The organism is Actinokineospora xionganensis, assembly GCF_014323725.1.
Classification (GTDB): domain Bacteria; phylum Actinomycetota; class Actinomycetes; order Mycobacteriales; family Pseudonocardiaceae; genus Actinokineospora; species Actinokineospora xionganensis.
The window spans coordinates 342,755-360,240 of the sequence record NZ_JABVED010000005.1 but is presented as its reverse complement, the minus strand read 5'-3'; the positions used below and the strand labels follow the sequence as shown (position 1 = coordinate 360,240).

Here is a 17,486-nt window from a genome sequence, read left to right as displayed (position 1 = left end):
GACCGCACGATTGGTGCGTGGGGCACCTGTTCGGGCTCGACCCGTCACGTTCGGTGGGTGATCGGGTCGACGAACGGTTGGATCGGCGGACAGAACGGAAGGAGCAGTCACAGGGGGATGTTGCTGTGCTTTCGGGGCGGTGTGATCACTCGTTTGCTTCGCAGAGCCCGCAACGCCCGCACAATCGTCCCCCGCGTTTCCGAGGGCGCGATCACATCGTCTATACATCCACGCTCCGCCGCCACGTACGGGCTGATCAAAGTGTCGTGATACAGCTCCGCGTACTCCCGTCGGGCCGACACCGGGTCAGGTGCGTCCCGGATTTCGCTGTGGAACAACAGGTTCACCCCGCCCCGCGACCCGATCACCCCGATCTCCGCGGTCGGCCAAGCCACACACACGTCAGCACCGAACTCCTTGGACGCCATCACCGCATACCCGCCGCCGAACGCCTTGCGTGTGATCACCGTGACCTTCGGCACCGTCGCCTCGATGTAGGCGAACCCCAGTTTCGCGCCGCGCCGGATGATCCCAGCGTGTTCCTGGTCGGTCCCCGGCAGAAATCCGGGTACGTCGACGAAAGTCAGCAGGGGCAACCCGAAGGCGTCGCAGAAGCGGACGAATCGTGCCGCCTTCTCGGCCGCGTCGATGTCCAGGGCACCCGCGAGATGGTTGGGCTGGTTGGCGACCACCCCGACCGGGGAGCCCTCGATGTGCGCGAATCCGCACACGATGTTGCGGGCGAAGCGGGCGTGCACCTGCAGAAGATCGCCGTCATCGACGATGCGGGTGACCACGTCGACGATGTCGTAGCCGTGTTCGGCGGCGTCAGGGATGATCGCGTCCAGTTCGCTGTCCTGTTCGGACAGGCGAAGGTCGGCGACCAGCGTGTGCCTCGGTGGCTCGTCGAGGTTGTTGGACGGCATGAATGACAGCAGGTCCTTGACGTAGTCGATCGCGTCGGCCTCGTCGGTCGCGACGTAGTGGGCGTTGCCGGTGCGGCCCGCGTGCAGGGACGCGCCGCCCAGGTCCTCCATGCCGACGGTCTCGCCGGTGACCGAGCGGATCACGTCGGGTCCGGTGACGAACATGTGCGATGTGCGGTCGACCATCACCACGAAATCGGTGGCCGCCGGGGTGTAGACCGCGCCGCCCGCGCAGACGCCCATGATCACCGAGATCTGCGGGATCACCCCGGACGCGGTGACCACGCGTCGAGCGACTTGGCCGAAGGCGGCCAGCGACAACACGCCTTCCTGCAGGCGGGCGCCGCTGGAGTCGTAGAGCCCGACGACCGGGCAGCCCACCCGCATCGCCATGTCGAGGACCTTGCCGACCTTGACCCCGAACACCTCGCCGACGCTGCCGTTGAACGACGTGACGTCCTGGGCGAACACCGCGACGGTGCGGCCGTCGACGGTGCCGAAGCCCGCGACGACCCCGTCACCCGCCGGGCGCCGCCGGTCCATGCCGAACGCGGTCGATCGATGCCGGGCCAGTGGATCGGTCTCGACGAAGGACTCATCGTCAAGGAGCATGGTGATCCGTTCGCGGGCGGTGAACTTGCCCAGCACGTGTTGCCTGCTCGCCGCCCGCTGGGATCCGGGTCTGCGGGTCTCCTCGCGCATCCGGTGGAACTCGGCCAGCCGGTCCGCGGTGGTCGCACGCTCGGGCACGGGCGGCGGCAGCGGCAACGCGCTCATCGCCGCGCTCCCACGGGCCCGCGGGCGCCGAACAGGGTGGCGAACTCGACGACCTGGGTGGCCATCATCCGCAGCGAACCCGCGCCCAGGTCCTCGGCGGGCTCCGCGGTGTTGAGGGTGACGCCGAGCGGGGTTGGCCAGCCGCGCAACGCGTGCACGATCGAGCGCATCGCGGCCAGCGTCGTACCGCCCGCCTGGGCCCCCGACGAGGTCACCACGCAGCCCACCGCCCGGCCGTCGAGGTACGGACGGTCATGTGCGCGCAGGTCCTCCAAGTAGTCCAAGGCGTTCTTGACCAGGGCGGACACGCCGCCGTGGTAGCTCGGCGTGGCGAGGATGATCCCGTCGGCCATGGCGACACAGTCCAACAACTCGACCGCCGACCACACCCGCGCTGACTGCCGCGGCCGGAACATCGGCACATCGCTGAGGAACGCGCCGCCGAACAGCCGGACCCGCGCGCCCATCCGTGCCGCCTCGTCGAGGGCGGTGCTCAGCGCCCGCTCGGTCGCCGATCCCGGCGTGCCGGATCCGCCGATGCCGACGACGAGCGGTGCTGTCCGCGGCTCACTCATGGTCGCGCCCTTCTTGCCCTAGGTTTCGGTGTCAGCGCAGGCTCAGCGGACGCATGTCGGTCCAGACCGTCTCGATGTGGGCGAGGCAGTCCTCTTCGGACCCGACGAAGCCCGCCGCGCGCCAGCCCGGCGGCACGGCCATCGACTCGGCCCAGATCGAGAACTGCTCCTCGCCGTTGACGACGACGAGATAGCGGGTGTCGGCCATCGAATGCTCCTTGGTCACTTGCGGGTGTCCTTGACGATGCGGCCGCCCTTGACGACCAGCACGACCCGCGACGGGTCGTCGAACAACTCCGGGTGCGCGATGGGATCGAAGTCGACGGCGACCAGGTCTGCGTACTTGCCGACCTCGACGCTGCCGATCTTGTCGGCCACCCGCATGATCTTGGCGTTGACCGACGTGGCCGACTTGATCGCCGCCATCGCGCCCATCACCTCGGCTTTGAGCACCAACTCCAGGCCGCGGCGGTTCTGGTCGGGTCCGATGAGGTCGGAACCGGAACCGACCGGCACGCCCGCCGCCAACGACGCCTGGATGGCGTCGACCATGCCCTGCATGGTGTCGCCGACCCGGTGGCGGATCTGCGGCGGCAGCCCGTGCTGGTCGAAGTTCTCGGTGAGCACCTTCGCGATCGCCAGTGTCGGCACGAGGCTGACTCCTCGCTCTGCCATCATCGCGGCGGTCTCCTCGTCGATCCCGGTGCCGTGTTCGACGCACTCGACGCCCGCGCGCACCGCGTTGTGGATGCCCGCGACGTTGTGCGCGTGGACGGTGACATAGGTGTTGCGCGCGTGCGCCTCCGCGACCGCGACCGCGATCTCCTCGACGCTGAACTGGGTGTCGGACAGGTTGTCCGCGACCGAGACCACCCCACCGGTGACGGCCATCTTCAGGAACGACGCGCCCTGCCGGAAGCACTCGCGGGCGGCCTTGCGCACCTCGTCCTCGCCGTCGGAGATCCGCCCGACCGCGGTGAGACCGCGCACCCGGAAGTGGAAAGTCTCATCCGGGCCGACGAACGGCGAGCTGAGGTGGCCGTGCCCGCCGCACTGCACCAGCGGCGACGCCGAGGCCCAGATCCGTGGGCCGGGAACCAGTCCCCTGCCCACAGTGCGCAACACGCCGTGGTCGATGCCGCCGCAGTCGCGCACGGCGGTGAACCCGGCCTCGACGGTCTGGCGCAGCGTGCGAAAGATGTCGGCGGCGCGCTCGGCGACCGACACCTCCAGGTTCAACACCGCGCGCATCTCGCTGGAGTGTCCGATGTGGACATGCGCGTCGATCAGGCCGGGCAGCAAGGTCAAACCGGACAGGTCGATCAGATCCGCCTCGCGGGGCACCGACCGGGTGCCTACCTCGGTGATGCGGTCATCCTCCACGAGGACGGCGCCGTCGGTGATCGGGTCATCGGCCACGCCGTCGATGAGCGTCGCCCCGGTGAACAGCATGCTCATCAGGAGCCTCCAGTCAGGTCCGCCGCCACGACCGGCGGCAGCAGTTTGCCGCGCACGAAGAAGCGCAGCATTCGGTCGAAGTAGGCCCGGTCCAGTTCGGGGGCGCCCGCCTCGCCCAGCACGTCGAAGACGTTGCCGCAGCCGATCTCGGGCATCTTGCGGTCCGGGGTGTCGCCGAGCATCGCCATCAGCGGCGCGAGCGCGTTGTCGTCGCCGTCCTGGTCGACCTGGTCGATCAGCGCGGCCCGCCACTCGTCGAATGGGACGCCGCGCACCGGGTAGCCGAATTCCCGGATCCGGTCGAAGATCGCGTTCCATGGCAGCGGCCGCGGATCGATCGTGTGGAAGGTGCGGCCCAGCGCCGTCGGCGAGGTGGACAGCCCCACCACAAGCCGTGCGAGGTGGTCGACCGTGCCAACCGACAGCTCGTACTCGCGTTCCGGCGCCAGTCCCAATTGGACACAGCCCTGGATGACCTTGGTGACGTAGTCGTCCCGGTTCGACGCGCCGCTGCGGGAATCGGCCAGCACGCCACCGGCCCGGTAGACCGAGACCGGGACGCCGCGTTCGCGGGCCAGCCGCACCAGGCCTTCGGCGACCCACTTGCTCTGGCTATAGGCGGTGTCGTGGCCGATGGCGGGCGGCAGCGGGTCGTTCTCGTCGATCCGCTCGACGTCCTCACGCATCGCCCCCGCAAGCACAGCGAGGGTCGACACGTGGTGCACCGGCTTGAGCTTGTGCGTCGTGGCCAGCCGCAGGATCTCCTGCGTGCCAAGAACATTGGCCGCCTTGAGCGCCCGGTAGGGGCGGACGAAGTTCACCCACGCGCCGCAGTGGTGGATGGTGTCGACCCGCTCGGCGAGGTCGGCGAACGACGCCTCGGTGAGCCCGAGCCGGGGACGGGACAGGTCGCCCGACACCACAGCGAGCCGCGTGCCCCATGTCGATCGAAGGCCGTAGGAGTCGAGGTTGGCCCGCACGCGTTCCAGGCCCTCGCGTTCGTCGGCGGAGCGCACCAGGCACAGCACGGTCGCGTCGGTGGACCCCAGCAACTCGGCGCACAGAAAGGCGCCGACGAACCCGGTGGCGCCGGTGAGCAGCACGGTGCCCGGCCGCGACGGATCCACCGGGGCCAGCCCCTCGGCGGTGATGGCTTCGTCGAGCAGCACCTCGTCGGCGAGGACGACGCCGGTCGAGGTCGCGACGGCGGGCACGAGGCCCAACGCGCGGTCGACCAGCGCGGCCATGCCCTCGACCGTGCCCGCCAGCAGCACATCGCGGGCGCTGAGCTCGGTGGCGCCCATCCGGCGCAGCTGCCTGGTCACCTGGGTGACCATCAGCGAGTGCGCGCCGAGGTCGAAGAAGTCGTCGTCGACGCTGACCCGCTCCAGACCAAGCAGGTCGCACCAAATCGCCGCCACCTGCCGCTCGCGGTCGGTGCGAGGGGCGACGAAGCCGTCAAGGTCGAGGTCGACCTCGGGCAGGTCGATCACCGGCTCGGTGGCCTGTTCGCGAACGACCGGCCCGCCTGGCTCGACCCAGTGTCGCTCCCCCTGGAACGGGTAGGTCGGCAGCGGCACCCGGCGCGGGTCCGCGTCGCCGTGGAACGCGACCCAGTCGACGTCCACACCGCACTGCCAGAGCCGCCCGACGGCGGTCACCAGGTGCGCGAGGTCGGGCAGTGCGTCGCGGGGCAGACCCATCGTCGCGACGGCGATCGGCGTCGGCGCAAGTTGCTGCGCGGCGGCCAGCGCGGTCAGCGCGCGGCCGGGGCCGACCTCCAGCAGCACACGGCCGGGTTCGGCTAGCACCTGCCGCACGCCGTCGGCGAAACGGACCGGCTGACGCAGATGGCGTGCCCAGTACTTCGGGTCGGTGGCCTCCGCCGCGGTGATCCACGTGCCGGTCACGCTGGAGACGACCGGGATCGTCGGCGCGGACAGCGGCAGGTCGGCGATCTTCGCGGTGAATTCGGCGAGGTACGGCTCGACCATCCACGAGTGGCTGGCCACCGGCACACTCACCTTGCGGCAGTCGACGTCGCGGGCGCGCAAGTCCTTCAGCAGCGCGGCGATGTCGGCGTCCGGCCCGGCGACCACCGTCATGGCGGGCGCGTTGACCGCGGACACGGAGACGCGCTCGGACAGCAACGGGATCACCTCCGCCTCGGGCAGCCCGACGACGAGCATCCGGCCCGGCGGCATGGCCGCGAACAGCTCGCCGCGGGCCAGGGTGATCTCCAGCGCCCCTTCCAGGGTGAACACACCGGCCAGGCACGCGGCGACGTACTCGCCGAGGCTGTGGCCGAGCATCGCCGCGGGCCGCACACCCCACGCCATGAGCTGGCGGGCCAACGCGTACTCGGTGACGAACAGCGACGACACGACACCCGCGCCCTGATCGCGGCCCATCGTCGCGGCTCCCCCGGCCAGCTCTCGGCCGGGCAGCGGCGTGAAGGCCGACGGGAACATCAGCCTGCGCAGGTCGAAACCGAGGCGGGGCAACAGGATTTCCGCGCAGCGGTCGACCTCCGCGCGGAACACCGGCTCGGAGCGGTAGATGTCCAGGCCCATGTCGGGGTGCTGCATGCCGCCACCGGGGAAGGTGAACACCGCCTCGTGCGGCCCGTCGGGCGCGACCTTGGTGACGAGTCTGCCGGGGTCGTCGCCACGCAGCGCGCGCACCGCGTCGGCGGCGTCGGCGCACACGGCGAAGCGGCGCACGGCGAATGCGCGCCTTCCTGCCTGCAGCGTGAAGGCCACGTCGGACAGTGGGGGCGGAGCCGCGTCCAGTGCGGAGGCGAGCCGCTCGGTCACCGCGTCAGCCGCGGCCCGGGTGCGGGCCGACACCGGGATCAGCTGCAACTGGCGAGCCTCGGCACGTTCGACGGCTGCGGCGGGGGCCGCTTCGAGCACGACGTGGGCGTTGGTGCCGCCTACGCCGAACGAGCTGACCGCGGCCCGGCGCGGATGGTCGGCCTTGGGCCAGTCCCGAGCGGCGGACGGCACGTAGAACGGCGTCTCCGCCAGCCGCAGCTCCGGGTTGGGGGCGGTGAAGTTGGCGTTGGGCGGGATCTCGTCGTGGTGCAGGGCGAGCGCGGCGCGCAGCAGCCCGGCAAGACCCGCCGCGGCGTCGAGGTGGCCGATGTTCGCCTTGACCGACCCCAGTGCGCACGAGCCCACCTCGGCGCCCGCGTACGCCTGGGTCAGTGCGGTGACCTCGATCGGGTCGCCGACCTGGGTGGCGGTGCCATGGGCCTCCACGTAGCCGATGGTCGCCGGGTCCACCCCGCCGACGGCCAGCGCGGAGGTGATCACGCGCAACTGTCCGTCGACGCTGGGCGCGGCGTAGCCCGCCTTGAGCGCGCCGTCGTTGTTGACCGCCGATCCCCGGATGACCGCGTAGACGTGGTCGCGGTCGGCCAGCGCGTCGGACAGTCTGCGCAGCAGCACGACGACCACCCCGCTGCCGGGCACCGTGCCCCCGGCGCGCTCGTCGAACGGCCTGCACTGGCCGTCGGCACTGAACAGCCCGCTGTCGGCGACCGGGTAGCCCGCGCGCAGCGGCACGTTGACAGTCACGCCGCCGACCAGCGCCGCGTCGCACTCGTAGCTCAGCAGCGACTGGCAGGCCAGGTGGGTGGCGGCCAGCGAGGTCGAGCAGGCGGTCTGCACCGTGTACGCCGGGCCGGTCAGGTCGAGCAGGTGGGACAGGCGGGTGGCGAGGAAGTCCTTGTCGTTGAACATCCGGGCCAGCGGCGCCATCGGCGAGCGCTGGAACCGGGCGCTGGTGGACAGGTTCGAGACCAGGTACTTGGTCATGAACGCGCCCGCGAACACCGCGACGTCGCCGGGGAAGCGCGCCGGGTCGTGGCCCGCGTCCTCCATCGCCGCCCACGCGGTCTCGCAGAGCTGGCGCTGCTGCGGGTCCATCGTCTCGGCCTCGGCGGGGGTGAAGCCGAAGAACTCCGCGTCGAAGCGGTCGGCGTCGTCGAGGAAACCGGATGCGGGCACGTAATCGGGGTCGGCGAGGGTGTCCGCGTCGACGCCGGAGGCGAGCAGTTCGGCGGTGGTGAACCGGCTGATCGAGTCGACGCCGGCACGCATGTTGTGCCAGAACCGCTCCGGGGTGCGCGCGCCGGGCACCCGGCAAGCCAGCCCGACAACCGCGATCGGCTCGACGCCGTCCTCGTACTCCTCGGTCATGCCCCGGTCCTTTCCTTGCGCTTGCGGGCGAACGCGGCGGCCCGACGGCCCGCGGACTCCTTGGCGCGCTCGGCGGAGGCGGTGGCCGATCCGTCGTCGGCGCCGACAGCCGTGACCAGACCGCGCACCGTCGGGTAGCGGAAAATGTCCACAAGAGACAGTCGGTCACCCAGCACCGGCAGCAGGCGGGCGCGGGCCTGCACCGCGAGCAGCGAGTTGCCGCCCACCTCGAAGAAGTTGTCGTGCACGCCGACCCGATCGGCCTTGACGATCTCGGCCATGATCCGCGCGACCGCACGCTCGACATCGGTGCCCGGCGGCTGGTAGACCGCCGCGGGCCGGTCGGCGGGATAGGGCAGCAGATCGCGGGCGACCTTGCCGTTGGGCGTGGTGGGCAGCTCGTCGAGGAAGACGATGTCCGCGGGCACCATGTAGTCGGGCAGCGTCCGGGCGCAGAACACCCGGAGGTCGTCCGCCGACGGGCCCCCGCCGGGGACGCAGTAGGCCACGATGCGGCTGCCCGCGCCGGTCCCCCGAACGGTCACCGCGGCGGCGCGCAGCTCGGGGTGGGCGGCCACGGTGTTCTCGATCTCGCCGAGCTCGATGCGGTGGCCGTGCACCTTGACCTGGTGGTCGAGCCTGCCGAGGAATCGCAGTGCGCCGTCGGCCTCGCGGCGCACCAGGTCGCCGGTGCGGTACAGCCGTCCGCCCGCCTGCCCGGAGAACGGATCGGGGATGAACTTGGTCGCGGTCAGCCCCGGCCTGCCGAGGTAGCCGCGGGTGATGCCGTCGCCGCCGAGGAGCAGCTCGCCCGGCACCCCGGGCGGCGTCAGTCGCATGTGCGCGTCGACCACGTAGGCGCGGACGTTCGCCATGGGCGCGCCGATGGTCACCGGTTCCCCCGGCCGTACCGGCGTGGTGGTGGCCCACACGGTGGCCTCGGTCGGGCCGTACATGTTGTGGACGTCGTCGACCGCGCCGGAAAGGGCCTGCGCCAGCGGCTCGGGCAGCGCCTCGCCGCCGACCAACAGGGTGGCCAGGCCGCCGAGGGACCCCGCGCCGTCGTCCACCAGCAGACCGGCCATGGACGGTGTGCACTGCAGGTGGGTCACGCCATGCCTGCGCACCTGCGTGGCGATCGGCTCGTCGGCCAGCGCGCGGCGGCGGCGGTCCTCGCTCAGCTCGAGCACCGAGCGCAGGTCCGGCAACGCTTCGAGCACCTGGTCGTGGGCGACGCCGAAGTCGACCAGGCACGCGGCCTCGTCCACGCCGATCCCCTTGAGCTCGTCGATCAGGTCCGCGCAGTGCTCCGGGCCGCCGAGCAGGCCGGAGGTGTCGAAGAATCGCTCGAACGCGGCCGCCACCAGGGCGTCGAGTTCGGGTTCGGGCAGCTGGCGCGGGTCGACCTCGCGGCCCATCGCCTGCCCCAGGCCGGACAGCAGGTCGAACGAGGACTTGATGTAGGCGCACAGCGGCTCACGAACCAGCTCGCGCACGGCGTCGACGTCACCGCCGACAAACGTGTGCAGCATCAGGGTCACATGCCCCTCGCCGGGGTGGCCCGCCTCACGCCACGCCTTGCGGTACAGGTCGATCTTGTCGGCGAGTTGCGCGACGGAGTGGCCGAGCAGGTGGGTCAGCAGGCCGGCGCCCATCTCGCCCGCCAGTTGGAACGTCTCCGGGCTGCGCGCGCTGGTGATCCACACCGGGAGGTCGCCGCTCACCGGCGCCGGGAAGATCTTCACCTCCGTGTCGGCGCCGACGCCGTTGCGCCGGGTCACCCCACCGCCGCGCCACAGGTGGCGCAGTTCCTCGACGCCGCGCAGCATCGCGTTCTTGCGATCGGCGTAGGTGTCGGGCGAGAGAACGAAGTCGTTGGGCTGCCAGCCCGACGCCACCGAGATGCCGACGCGGCCGCCGGACAGGTTGTCCAGCACGGACCACTCCTCGGCCACGCGCAGCGGGTCGTGCAGCGGCAGCACCACGCTGCCCGCGCGCACGTGCAGCCGCTCGGTGACCGCGGCGATGGCGGCACCGGTCACCGACGGGTTCGGGTAGAGGCCGCCGAACTCGTGGAAGTGCCGTTCGGGCGTCCACACCGCGGCGAAACCGTTGCGATCGGCGAACTTCGCGCCCTCCATCAGGAGCCGGTAGCGGTTCGCCGGGTCGCCGCCGCGGTCGCCGCCGAAGTAGAACAGGCTGAAGTCCATGGTCCTGGCCTGCGCCGCGGCGGGCACGACGCTGCCGCCCGCGAGCGCGGTGGTCATGGTGGGCTCGTCGCCGCGCACGACCACGCGGTGGCCGCGGGCCAGCGTCCACAGCAATTCGAGCACCGAGATGTCGAAGGACATGCTGGTGACGGCAAGCCAGGTGCGGGGGGTGTCGCCTGGGCACACGTCGTCGACGCCGGTGAAGAAGTTGACCACGTTGCGGTGCGAGACCATGACGCCTTTGGGGGTGCCGGTCGAGCCCGACGTGTAGATGACGTAGGCCAGGTTGTCCGGCGCGAGCGGACCCGCGGTGTGGATGGGCGCGGGCTCGTCATCGGTCCGCTCGTCCAGTCGCACCAGGGGCGCGGGCATGGCGGCGGCGCGGCGCGCGAGAGTTCCTGAGGTCACCACGACGGCGGCCCTGGCGTCCTCGACCATGAAGGTGAGCCGGGCGTGCGGGTAGCCGGGATCCAGCGGCAGGTAGGCGCCGCCTGCCTTGAGGATGGCCAGCAGGGTGACTACGAGCTCGGGCGACCGGTCCAGGTACACCCCGACCGGGACGTCCGGGCCGACACCGAAGCCGCGCAGCCGGGCGGCCAGTGACTCGGCGCGCTCGTCGAGATCGCGGTAGGTCAGTGCTTGGTCCGCGGTGTCGTTCGCGCCGAGTAGCGCCTGGGCGTCCGGGGTGCGGGCGGCTTGGGCGGCGACGAGCTCGTGCAGCAGGACGTTCGGAACCGGCGTGGGCTCGGGGTTGCCGCCGACCGCGATGCGTTCGCGTTCGGCTTTGTCGAGCAGCGGGAGTGTCCCGATAGGACGTTCCGGGTCCGCCACGGCTGCGGCGAGCGCGGTGCCGAAGTGCGCGGCCATCCGCTCGGCGGTATCCCGGTCGAACAGGTCGCTCGCATACTCCAGCCGCCCGGAGAGGGTATCGGCCCTGCGGGTGAGACTGAGCGTGAGGTCGAACTTGGCCGTCGCGGTGTCGCCGGGGACCATCCGGACCTCGCACCCGGGCAGCGACAGCACGTCGTCGTCGCTCTCGTGGTAGCTGAACATCAGCTGGAAGATCGGGTTGTGCGCCGGATCGCGGCTCGGGTGCATCTGCTCGACGAGCTTCTCGAACGGCAAATCCTGGTGGGCGATGGCGGCCCGGCTCTCGTCACGGGCGCGGGCGACGAGGTCGCGGAACGACGGGTCGCCGGTCAGGTCGATCCGCTGCACGACGGTGTTGGTGAAGAACCCGATCAGCGGGGCGACAGCCTCGCTGGTGCGCCCGGCGACGGGCGAGCCGACGATGGCCTCGTCGCCGCCGGTGTATCCGTGCACCAGCACGGCGAAGGCCGCGAGGAGCACGGCGTACGGCGTCGCGCCGCACAAGCGGGCCAGTTCGGTGGTGGCGGCGGCGGTGTCGGGGGCGACGGTGAAGCCGACGTGCCCGCCCTGGTAACTCTGCGTCGGCGGGCGGGGGTGGTCGGTCGGCAGCGTGGCCAGCGCGGGCGCGCCTGCGAGTCGCTCGCGCCAGTAGGCGAGCATCTCCTCCAGCGGCGCGCCGGTCAGCCGGGCGGCTTGCCGTTCGGCGTAGTCGCCGTACTGCAGGGACAGCTCGGGAAGATCCATCCCCCTGTACAAGGTGGACAGCTCAGCGGCGAGCAGGCCGAGGGACGCGCCGTCGCAGGCGAGGTGGTGCAGGGTCAGGCAGAACCAGTGCTCGGTCGCGGAGAGCCGGACAAGCACCGGGCGCAGCATCGGGTCGGCACTGAGGTCGAACGGAAGCCGGGCCTGCGCGGCGCACAACGCCTGCGCGACCGGGGTCGGGTCGGCCGAGGCGGAGACGTCGTGCACCGGCACGGTGATCGGGGCGGCGGGCCGCACGGTCTGCGCGGGCAGCCCGTCCTCACCCGCCGCGAACGTCGTGCGCAGCACATGGTGCCTGCGCACGACCTCCGTCAGCGCGTGCTCCAGCGCGCGAATGTCGAGCGGACCGTCGATGCGGTAGACCAGCGGCACGACGTAGACGGCGTTGCCGGGGTCGAGTTGGTCGAGGAACCACAGCCGCTGCTGCGGATACGACAGCGGGACGACCCGCGACGCGATGCGCTCCCGCAGCCGCCTGCCGAGCAACGCCCGCCGGGCGGCTGCCCCCTCGGGGTCGGTGATGTCGGGATTGGCCGTGTCGGTCACCGCTCGCCCTCGCTCTCAGCCGTGCTCTGCCATGCTCCGTCGGTCACCGGTCGACCTCGTTCTCGGCCATGCCGCGCAACAACTCCTCGACCTCGTCTTCGGACAGTTCGTCAAGCTGGGCGAGCAGCAGCTCGTCGGACTCGGTCTGGCTCGTCGGCGGCGGGTCCGCGGCAGGCGCGGCGTCCACTGCGGACGCCAGCGCGCCCACGGTCGGCATCCCGAGGAAGGCCCGCAATCCGACCTCGGTGCCGAACAGCTCGTTGGTTCGGGCCACCAGGCGCATCGCCAGCAGGGAATGGCCGCCGAGGTGGAAGAAGTCGTCGGTTGTGCCCACACTCGGCAAACCGAGCAGTTCGGCGGCCAGTTTGGCCACGGCGCGCTCGGTGTCGGTGACGGGCAGGCGGTGGTCGACCGGCTCGACCCGGGCGTCGTCCACCGGGGGCAGCGCGGCCCGGTCGACCTTGCCGCTGGTGGTCATCGGAAGCGCGGGAAGCAAGACATACACCGACGGCAGCAGATAGGGCGGCAGGCGCCGGGCCAGGAAGTCGCGCAGATCGGCGGTGGCGCCGTCCGCCGCGGGAACGACGTAGGCGACGAGCCTGCGGCCCGACGGCGCTTCGTCGACGACCACGGCGGCCTGCGCGACACCGTCGTGGGCGGCGATCGCGGCATCCACCTCGCCGGGCTCGACCCGGAAGCCGCGGATCTTGACCTGGTTGTCGACCCGGCCCAGGAACTCGATCACGCCGTCGCGGCGGTAGCGGACCAGGTCGCCGGTGCGGTAGAGCCTGCTGCCGTCGGCGGCGAACGGGTCGGGGACGAAACGCTGCGCGGTCAGCCCCGGCCTGCCCGCGTAGCCGCGGGCCACGCCGGGTCCGCCGAGGAACAGCTCCCCCGCGACGCCGACCGGGACGGGCTGGAACCTGCGGTCCAGCACGTATCCGGTGGTGTTGGCGATGGGCCGGCCGATGGGGACGGACGGCGCCCGCAGCGGAAGGTCCACAATGGAATGGCAGACCGCGAATGTCGTGGCTTCCGTGGGGCCGTAGCCGTTGACCAGGTTTGCGGGGCGATGTGCCGGGTCGCCGTCGAGGAGTCTGCGCACGCGGGCGAGGTTGAGCGCGTCGCCGCCGACCATGAGGGTGGTCATCCCGGCGAATGTGTCGGGGTGGTCCGCCATGATCTCGGTGAAGAGAGCGGAGGTGAGGAACATCGAGGTGATGCCCTCGGTGCGGATGGCCGTCCGCAGCCCACCCGCGGTGAGAAGGGTGTCCGTGTCGACGACGCAGACGGTGCCGCCGTGTAGCAGGGCGCCCCAGAGCTCGTAGGTGAGCGCGTCGAATGAGGCGTCGGCGACCTGCGCGTAGCGCAGACCCGGGCGGAAGTCGGCGTAGTCGGTGTCGCACACCAGCCGTAGCACCGAGCGGTGCGCGACCATCACGCCCTTCGGCCTGCCCGTGGAGCCGGAGGTGAACAGGACGTAGGCGAGGTTCTCGGGTCCGGCTGTCGGCATGGGCGCGGCGGGGTCGGCCGCCGCGAGTTCGTCGGCGGCGGTGTCGAGCGCGAGCACGTCCGCGACGTCGACCAGGTGGCGCAAGTCGGAGCGGGTGATCACGACGTCGACGCCGACGTCGTCGACCATGCCCGCCAGCCGCTGCGCGGGGTAGGCGGGGTCGAGCGGGACGTAGGCGCCGCCCGCCTTGAGCACGGCGAGCAGCGCGGTGACCATGTCATCACCGCGGTGGAGCAGCACACCCACCGGGACGTCGGGTCCGACGCCCCGCGCCCGCAGCAGGTGGGCGATGCGGCTCGAGCACGCGTCGAGTTCGGCGTAGGTGTGGGCTCGGTCGCCGTGCACGAGGGCTTGCGCGTCCGGGCGGGCCGCGACCTGCTCGGCGAACAGCTCCGGAATCGTCCGGTCGGCAGGGTAGGCGGTGACCGTGCCCGCGGACAGGGCGACGAGGCGGTCGCGTTCCTCGGCGGTGATCAGCGGCAGCTGATCGATCGGCGCCATGGGATTGTCGACGGCCGCGGTGAGCAGGGCGATGTAGCGGTCGACGTACTCGCGCATGGTCTCGGCGTCGAACAGGTCGGTGGCGTACTCCCAGATGAGCGTCACCGGGTCGGCGCCGTCGAGCGTGCCGTGCCCCGCGCGCTGCTCGGCGCGCGGGATGGCGACGACGTTGATGTCGGTCTTGGCGGATCCGTTGTGCCGTTCGAGGACGGAGCCGGTCACGCCCCCGAAGTCGACGACGGGCACTTGTGAGTCGTGGAAGCTGAACATGGCCTGGAACAACGGGTTCCGACCTGGGTCCCGGGTCAGTCGCATGGCGTCGATCAGCCGCTCGATCGGCACGTCCTGCCATTGGGCGGCGCGGCCGACGCTCGCGTGCGTGCGCTGGACGAGGTCGTCGAAACCGGGCTCGCCGGTCAGGTCCACCCGCAGCGGCAGGGTGTTGACGATCATGCCGATGAGCGATTCCAGCTCGGCGAGCCTGCGGTTGGCGACGCCGCTGCCGATCACCATGTCGCGTTGACCGCTGTGCCGCGACAGCAGGACAGCGAACCCGGAGAGCATCGTGGTGAACAGCGTGACCCCGCGGGCGCGGCTGTAGTCGCGCAGCCTGCCGCACAACGCCGCGGGCACGTCGACGCGCAGGGCGGCGCCCTGGAAGCTTTGGGTGCGGGGGCGAGGTCGGTCGGTGGGCAGGTCGAGTGCCGTCGGGCAGCCCGCGAGTTCCTTGGTCCAGTGGGCGAGGTTGGCGTCGAGGACGTCGTCGCGCATCCACTCGCGCTGCCAGCGCGCGAAGTCGGTGTAGCGGACCTCGGGGTCGGGCAGCGCGGACTGTCCGTTGTGCGGGTAGATGGCCTGCAGCTCTTGCAGGAACAGGGCGAACGACCAGCCGTCGTGCACGAGGTGGTGCTCGACGTGGACCAGGGTGTGGTCGTCCTCGCCGTGGCGGATCAGCACCCAGCGGGCCAGCGGCGGCCGGGCGAGGTCAAAGGGGTCGCGCACGGTGGCCGCGACGATCTCCTCCGCGCGGACATCGCGTTCGTCCTCGGGCAGGTCGCCAAGGTCGATGACGGGCAGGTCCACCGGCATCGGCGGCACCGGGCGCTGGGTCGGCCGTCCCCCTTCAGCGACGAACGCGCAGCGGAACACCTCGTGTCGACGCACGATCTCGGTGAGGGTCGCTCGCAGCACGTCGGCCCGCAGCGGCCCACGCAGCCGCAGTGTCGCCTGAGCGTTGTAGGCGAGGTTGCCGGGCGCGAGTTTCTCCAGGTACCACACACGTTCCTGGGGGAAGGCCAGCGGCGCCGGGCCGTCCAGGGTGGTGCTCTTCACCGGCGGCACGGTGAGCCCCGCGTCCCCGGCGTCGATGGCGGCGGCCATCGCGGCGACCGTCGGGACCTGGTAGATCAGCCTCAGCGGCAGTTCACGGCCGAGGTCGGCGCGCACGCGTGCCGCCAACCGCCCGGCGAGCAGCGAGTTCCCGCCGACGGCGAAGAACTCGTCGTGCATCCCGACCCGCTCCACGGCGAGCAGGTCCGCGAGGATCACGGCGAGCGCCCGCTCGGTCGCGGTAGTTGGCGCGACGTACTCCCCGTCGCCGGTTTCAGGCGCGGGAAGCACGTCCCGGTCGATCTTGCCGCTCGGGGTGAGCGGCATCCGCGCCAGCACGACGATGATGCCCGGCACCATGTGCGCGGGCAGACGCGCCGCACAATGCGCTTTGACGGCGGTGGTGTCCACTTCGGTCCCGGCGACGTAGCCCACCAACTCGGGCCCCCACCCCAGATCCCGCGCGACGACCACGGCGTCGGTCACCGAAGGGTGCTCGGCCAGCCTCGTCGCGATCTCCTCCGGCTCGATGCGGAAGCCACGCACTTTGACCTGGTTGTCCAGCCTGCCGAGGAATTCCAGCGCGCCGTCGCGGACGACCGCCAGGTCCCCGGTCCGGTAGAGCCGGGCACCCGCCTCCGCTGGATCAGGCACAAACCGCTGCGCGGTGAGCCCAGGCCTGCCAAGGTAGCCGCGCGCCACCCCCCGCCCACCGACAACGAGTTCACCGGGCGTGCCGTCGGGGACCGGCTGGAGCCATTCGTCCACGACGGCGACCCTGGCTCCGGTGATCGCGGCTCCGATGGTCGGTTTTCCGTGACCTGCGGTGAGTTCGGCGATGGTGGCCCACACGGTGGTCTCGGTCGGCCCGTAGGCGTTGAACATCCGGCGGCCGGGCTGCCAGCGGTCCACCAGGTGCTCCGCCAACGCCTCACCGGCGCAGATCAGCACGGCCAATTCCGGCAACTCGGCGTCTGGCAACGTCGCGAGCACCGACGGTGGGACGGTGAGATGCGTGATCTTGCGCTGCCGCAACACATCCGCGAGTGCGGGCCCCGGCCCCAGATCATTCCTTGGCGCCAACACCAGGGTGGCGCCGGTGGCCAACGCCATGACGATCTCGAACACCGACGCGTCAAAGCTCGTGGGCGCGAACTGCAGAACCCGATCCCCAGGCCCAGGCGCGAACGCGTCGGCCTGGGCGTGGATCAGGTTGGCCAGCCCACCATGGGTGACCGCGACCCCCTTGGGCCGCCCGGTGGAGCCGGAGGTGTAGATGACATAGGCAAGATCCGCCACCCCTGCCCCAGGCAAGCCCCCACCCACCACGGGGGGACGTCCCTCGGCCAGTCTATCGGCGGGTGCGGGATGGGGGTAGGGATTTGGGGGTGGCTGTGGATATGTGTGGCCACTGTGGACAACCGCAGGGTCAGCGGGGTCGATCACCTTGGCGTCGTGGTAAAACGCGGAGGCGCCGGCCGGGTCGGCCACCAGAAGTCGCACGCCCGCGTCCTCGCTCATGAAGCGCAGCCGGTCCACCGGGTAGGCCGGGTCCAGGGGCAGCCAGGCGCCGCCCGCGCGCAGGATGGCCAGGAGAGCGACCGGCAGATGCGTCGAAGGGGTCGCGGCCACACCGACGATCGAACCGGGGCCGACGCCCTCGGCGCGCAACGTCGCCGCCAGAACGGTGGCGCGAACGTCGAGGTCGCGGTAGGTCAGACGGTCGCCGAGGAACTCCACGGCCACCGCGTCGGGGGTCTTGCCCGCGTGCCGGGCGAAGGCCTCGGGAAACGTCAGTTCCGTCATGTCAACTG

Annotated in this window: 7 protein-coding genes; all 7 read right to left on the bottom strand. The window is 71.3% G+C overall.

The features are described from left to right. Positions 1-107: 107 nt before the first annotated feature. From GPZ80_RS12055 to GPZ80_RS12025, 7 genes are read right to left on the bottom strand one after another with little or no spacing between them, the layout of a single operon-like run. Positions 108-1,703, bottom strand: a complete 1,596-nt coding sequence (locus GPZ80_RS12055; RefSeq protein WP_187220387.1) for an acyl-CoA carboxylase subunit beta — start codon at positions 1,701-1,703, stop codon at positions 108-110. After that, on the bottom strand, positions 1,700-2,278 hold the full coding sequence (locus tag GPZ80_RS12050; protein WP_187220386.1) for an NADPH-dependent FMN reductase: 579 nt from the start codon (positions 2,276-2,278) through the stop codon (positions 1,700-1,702). The genes GPZ80_RS12055 and GPZ80_RS12050 overlap by 4 nt, the downstream gene beginning before the upstream one ends. A 31-nt stretch (positions 2,279-2,309) precedes the next feature. Then, complete coding sequence (locus GPZ80_RS12045) at positions 2,310-2,486, bottom strand: MbtH family protein (protein WP_187220385.1); 177 nt, start codon at positions 2,484-2,486, stop codon at positions 2,310-2,312. 14 nt (positions 2,487-2,500) lie between these two features. After that, positions 2,501-3,736 (bottom strand): metal-dependent hydrolase family protein, encoded by a 1,236-nt coding sequence (locus GPZ80_RS12040; protein WP_187220384.1) that lies wholly within the window; start codon positions 3,734-3,736, stop codon positions 2,501-2,503. Next, a complete protein-coding gene (locus GPZ80_RS12035) occupies positions 3,736-7,941 on the bottom strand; it encodes a type I polyketide synthase (RefSeq protein WP_187220383.1) in 4,206 nt (1,401 codons plus the stop codon). The genes GPZ80_RS12040 and GPZ80_RS12035 overlap by 1 nt, the downstream gene beginning before the upstream one ends. Further along, on the bottom strand, positions 7,938-12,329 hold the full coding sequence (locus tag GPZ80_RS12030) for a MupA/Atu3671 family FMN-dependent luciferase-like monooxygenase (RefSeq protein WP_222719158.1): 4,392 nt from the start codon (positions 12,327-12,329) through the stop codon (positions 7,938-7,940). Before GPZ80_RS12030 ends, GPZ80_RS12035 begins: the two co-directional genes overlap by 4 nt. A gap of 43 nt (positions 12,330-12,372) precedes the next feature. Next, the gene (locus GPZ80_RS12025; RefSeq protein WP_187220382.1) at positions 12,373-17,478 is read right to left on the bottom strand and encodes a non-ribosomal peptide synthetase; all 5,106 of its coding nucleotides are present in this window, start codon (positions 17,476-17,478) and stop codon (positions 12,373-12,375) included. Between the last annotated feature and the right edge of the window lie 8 nt (positions 17,479-17,486).